Genomic DNA, 4,958 nt, shown 5'->3' with positions numbered 1-4,958 from the left:
GTATACATCCGCATATGCCACTTTCAGTTGTTCTCGAAGTTCTTTATTTTCGATTTCTATTTTTTTTATTTTTCGTTTCAATGTTTCTATAAGTGCACCTTTGTTAGCATCATTCATTTCTCTTTTTAATTGTTTTTTTGTAAGTGTTTGAGATTGTTGTAATCTTAATTTTTCAATCCTTTCACGAAGGTCTGAGGTATTATATAAAGTACCTTTGCTAACACCAGATTCACTTGCTACACTGTTAAAATTTATCGTTTCATTGGCTCGAATAAGTCTTTGAATAGCTTCATCTACTTTCGCATAAGTACTTGCCTTTCGTTGGGCATGAATACTTTTCATATGAGCTATACGGTCATATTTAACCATTCTTCATACCTCTCTTTCTCTTTATACGGTCTTGTCTACCAAAAATAATATTCCCTTGTTGAATATTGCTCAAAATCCCCTTATAAAGTTGTAAATTTATATTATGTTTTTCTGTAATCTCTTCTCGCCCACGTTGCTTTGATACATCCATAGCTTTTGCTGTTGTTTTAATTAGCAATTCATATTTTTGCACATCTAATTCTGAAAATCCGATAGCTAAGTCTTTACAAGGGCTTCCACCGTTACATGTGAGACAAGGAGGTGCTTCCATGTGAGGACAATTACCATTTAAACGAGCGTGACACGTCCCGTAGGGATTGTCCATTGCATTTAGTTTATGGTCTTGCCACAAAGCATTTAAAATATCATTAGGAATGTCTTCGTCAACTTTGATTTTCTTCACATCACCGTTCAAGTCAAAACTGAATATACCTTGATTCATGACAGCTTCAAAAGTCTTCCTCTTTGTGTCATCCAATAATTTTGCGTATCGCAATGTCATTTCAGGAGAAGCATGGGCTAACAATTCTTGTACGGTCAATATGTCTGCACCACCGTTTAACATTTTTATCGCATAGGTGTGACGAAATTGATGTGTTTTGAAGTGAAAAATATCCCCTTTCTCGTCTACAATGTTTTTCTCGTTTGACAAGATATTCAGTTGCTTTCTAACCCAATATTGGTCATAAGGTTTTCCTTTACGAGTACCATGATAACGTACAAAGATGAACGCTTCAGGGTTGTTATCTTGATTGCTGTTCTCTTTAGATTGTTGAATGAGAACAGCCAGGATGTTTGCTAATTCCTCATCTATAGGTATTCGATGCCCTTTTACATAGGTTTTTTCAATATCTGTGACAATGGAGTATTTACCATTTAAACACCCTAAACAATCAAAGGTTAATCCTAATACATCCGAAATGCGAAGCCCTGTTTTAAAAGCTACCCATACGATAGGTATGATTTCCTCATGTAAATCGTTGATGTGCGTGAATAGTTGCTCTAATACAAAGTCAGGGATATGGTCAATTTGGTCGATAGTTTTTTTTCTGAGCTTTGGCTTGTCCGCTGGAAAGAGTAATAACCGCGTAGGTGTTTCAGGAGAAATGTCGTATTCATATTGTTGAATATCTTCTAAAAATTTCCCTATTAATGTTAAATTCTTTGTTACATAGCTCTTAGGGTGTGCGTTTTTTTGTTTTACATTACTTTTGGAATACATGTGTAACCATTCTATGTATTGCTCCATATGAGATCGTTTGAGCCCCTTTAAATCATTCCATGTAGGCTCTAATGAGCATATAAAAGACACAAATTTGGATAGTTCATTCAAGTAGCTCCTTGCTGAAGCCCAAGAGAAATTGTTATTGCTTAGAAGACGTTGTTTAATATATTTCTTTATTTGTTTACGCATATTTCCTTCTTTAATTTTTGTGAAATCTATGTAATACATAGTCGTACATTTGTTATATGAAATCCCATATGTATCATGTAATATGCGTACATCCCATCGGTCTTTTACCCATTCCTCACGTGTATCTGTTAACGTAAAGAGTTTTGAATGGATGAGTCTTAAAAAGTTTGCTGTGCCTGTTTTATTTGTATATTCACCATAAGTTATAGTTCGAACAATTTTTTGAGTCTCGATTCCTTGCTCCCCTAACCAAAATAGCCACTCTCGTTCTACGTTGTCGATATTCAAATCAAGTAGAGAATAGAGAGTGGGATATTTTTGATTCATAAATAATGTTAATTTATTCAGCATAGACGCTTGCCCTTGAAATATACTATTCAAACTCCATTCATCCTCGAATAATTTGTAATACCATACATATTTCACTTCCAAATTAATAGTGGGACTTATGAATCGAAAATGAACATTTTTATTTTGGATTTTATGGTTTGCTGTCATTTTTTTAAACTGCTTTATCTGTTTTAAAAAGTTAATGTTCCATATACTATTTACTAAAAAATATGGATTTTTTACTTGTTTAACTGTAACTGAACCATCTTTGTGAACAGTTTTCTCTGGATAGGTGAATAATTCCTGCTGTAATTGTTCATGAAATCCTAATTTTTCTGTGTGTACTTTTTGAATCCGTTTCATCCTCTCAACCCCATATAATTCTTTTTCTTCATTTCAAATGCATGTTGTGCTTTTTCCCAATCCTCACGGATATCTTCTTCCGAAGGATGAATATATAGATTCATAGTTGTTTGTATTTGAGCATGCCCTAATCGTTCTTGTACTTGCTTGATATCTTTCGTTTCCTGATAGTACATTGTTGCGTGGGTATGGCGAAATAAGTGAGGATGAACATCTATTCCAGATTTTTTTCTCAAACGTTTAAAAAGAGATTCTACGTCCCAATATCTCATTGGTTGTCCTACATTTTTCCCTCGCAATTTTACAAATACAAAGTTTGTATCGAAATCTAATTCATCAACAACTTCATACAGATAATCATCGTACAAATCCATTAAATTTTGTGAAACAAAAATTTCTCGTTCACCTGTTTTTAATTTTGCTCCGTTTTCTAATTCTCCTCGGTTCGTCAAACGAATCCGATGTCCATTTTGATGGTCAAAGATAAAGTCTTCCATGAAGAGGGATAGAACCTCTCCAATACGTAATCCTGTCTCAAATAATAATTGGATTAGAAATGCGTCTCGTATATTGGTTGTTGCCTCAATTACTTGTTGTACTTGTTTTTTAGTGAGTGTTTGTACCTTTTTACGGGGTTCTTTCACTTTTAATACATTTCTCACAGAAGACTTGTTCTTATTAACATGATGCAGAAAACTCTTGTATCGTGTGCGTCCTCCTGTGAAGATCTGTCTCATTAATTTTTCACTCATGTCATTTGGTAACTCTTCATTACGATACAAGTAGTCATAGAAGTTTGTGACAGTGGTGACCGTCAGGTTCACTGTCTTCTCTGTGTTCTTTGCCTGTACAGGTCTAAAAGAAGTAATCTTTGTACTTTCATAAGGATTTCGTAACCAACCCACAAATTTTGCTAAATCCTCTAAACGTATACTCTTGTAATCTTTATTTGTTTCTTTCAAGTATGTAAAATACTTTTTTAAAGCATAACAATACGTCTTTTGTGTATTTCTACTTTTACCAGTTACATCTAAATACTTCAAATACCTTATCACAGGAAGAATAGGAAATCCCTTGCAATCTAATAACATATACCTTTTTCTGTTATCGTCTAATATCACTTCTTGAACCTTCAAGTTCTTCACCACCTAAAGCTTTGTTTATTACGCTCGGTCAAAAACCGCGCTACGCCTCCCGCTATGGGCTATGCCCTCCGCTGTTTAAAAATCTATTATTGAGTTAATATTCTGTATATAGAAGACGTATCCTTTTATATCTGTATAAAATTTTATTATATAAAAAGAAAGTGGATACCATGCTCTATACTGAACATAGTATCCACTAATAATTATAGTACGTTTAAGAATAACTTCTCGGTTTTATTTATTAGATTTAATGTTCCCGGGTACTCGTCGGTACTGATATGGTTCTTTTGATTCAAAGCCAAGTTCATTGGCTGCTATTCTTGGGAAGTATGGATTACGAAGTAACTCGCGTCCGATAAAAATTAAATCTGCTTCGTCATTATTTAAAATTTGCTCTGCTTGTGATCCGGTTGTAATTAATCCTACCGCACCAATTGCGATGTTAATATGCTACTTAATTGAATTTTCTTACATTTTATCATTCTCTTTTTTGTTTCTCTAATAAAACGCTTATACGAAAAATTTCGTCTATTCGTGTTACAATAAATGATATGTAATGAATTGGAGGATGACATATGTACCAGGCTTATTATGATAGTGAATTAGGTTTGTTAGAAATTACAGCGAACGAAGAAGGAATTACGTCTGTTATATTTGTTGATGAAAGACAAGAAGAAAATACAAATGGAATGATAGATCAATGTATAAATGAGCTGGATGAATATTTTAAAGGAGAAAGAAAAGAGTTTACAGTTCCATTGTCTGCTGAAGGAACACTATTCCAAAAGAATGTATGGGATGCACTTTACACTGTACCATATGGCGTAAGTGCTTCATATTTAGATATTGCGGAGAAGGTTGGTAATACGAAAGCTGTACGGGCGATAGGAGGGGCAAATAGCCGGAATCCAATTTCAATTATCGTTCCATGTCACCGTGTAATAGGAAAGAGTGGAAAACTTGTTGGGTATGCGGGTGGTTTATGGAGGAAAGAGTGGTTATTGAAGCATGAAGGCATTTTAAAATGAAGTATGGATGGAAAGAGGGATTGTTTTGAAATGTATAAATTGTGGGCGACCTTGTATTAATGATCAGCTGAATTGTGCAAATTGTCAACGAAACTTGCATAATGAACAAGGGGAAGAAAGCTCGCTAATAGACAAAGAATTAGAAGTATATGTAGGGAGGCAATATCCATATTACAAAAGAAAATGGGAGCTTGAGAATAAGCGAATTGCTAGGTGGAGCTGGAATGGTTTGGCTGCTATTTTCAATGTAGGTTGGCTTGGATATCGTAAGTATTATTTACCTGCTGCTTTATTTATAATGTTATTAGT

Annotated in this window: 5 protein-coding genes and 1 pseudogene; 2 read left to right on the top strand and 4 right to left on the bottom strand. The window is 34.2% G+C overall.

Annotation, left to right across the window (positions count from 1 at the left end; genetic code table 11):
• The 4 genes and pseudogenes from AC1DTM_RS18035 to AC1DTM_RS18020 all read right to left on the bottom strand — a co-directional run.
• On the bottom strand, window positions 1-369 hold a 369-nt coding region (locus AC1DTM_RS18035), incomplete at its 3' end, for a DUF6262 family protein (protein ID WP_477000596.1).
• Complete coding sequence (locus tag AC1DTM_RS18030; RefSeq protein ID WP_375370690.1) at window positions 362-2,476, bottom strand: tyrosine-type recombinase/integrase; 2,115 nt, start codon at window positions 2,474-2,476, stop codon at window positions 362-364. The genes AC1DTM_RS18035 and AC1DTM_RS18030, both read right to left, overlap by 8 nt.
• Window positions 2,473-3,612 carry a tyrosine-type recombinase/integrase gene (locus tag AC1DTM_RS18025; protein WP_375370688.1) on the bottom strand — a complete coding sequence of 380 codons (1,140 nt, stop codon included), beginning with the start codon at window positions 3,610-3,612 and terminating at the stop codon, window positions 2,473-2,475. The genes AC1DTM_RS18030 and AC1DTM_RS18025 overlap by 4 nt, the downstream gene beginning before the upstream one ends.
• Before the next feature lie 243 nt (window positions 3,613-3,855).
• A pseudogene (locus tag AC1DTM_RS18020) lies at window positions 3,856-4,071 on the bottom strand (oxidoreductase); the annotation flags it as partial.
• Between the two features lie 125 nt (window positions 4,072-4,196).
• Here AC1DTM_RS18020 and AC1DTM_RS18015 point away from each other — a divergent pair.
• Together AC1DTM_RS18015 and AC1DTM_RS18010 are read left to right on the top strand one after the other, a co-directional pair.
• Entirely contained in the window at window positions 4,197-4,649 is a 453-nt protein-coding gene (locus AC1DTM_RS18015; protein WP_078181209.1) for a methylated-DNA--[protein]-cysteine S-methyltransferase, read from the top strand.
• Window positions 4,650-4,674: 25 nt separating this feature from the next.
• Window positions 4,675-4,958, top strand: a 284-nt coding sequence (locus tag AC1DTM_RS18010; protein WP_477000595.1) for a DUF2628 domain-containing protein, incomplete at its 3' end; no start/stop codon positions are given.

This window comes from Bacillus sp. P4_D3 (assembly GCF_056401855.1).
This window is presented reverse-complemented; position numbering and strand designations above follow the sequence as displayed.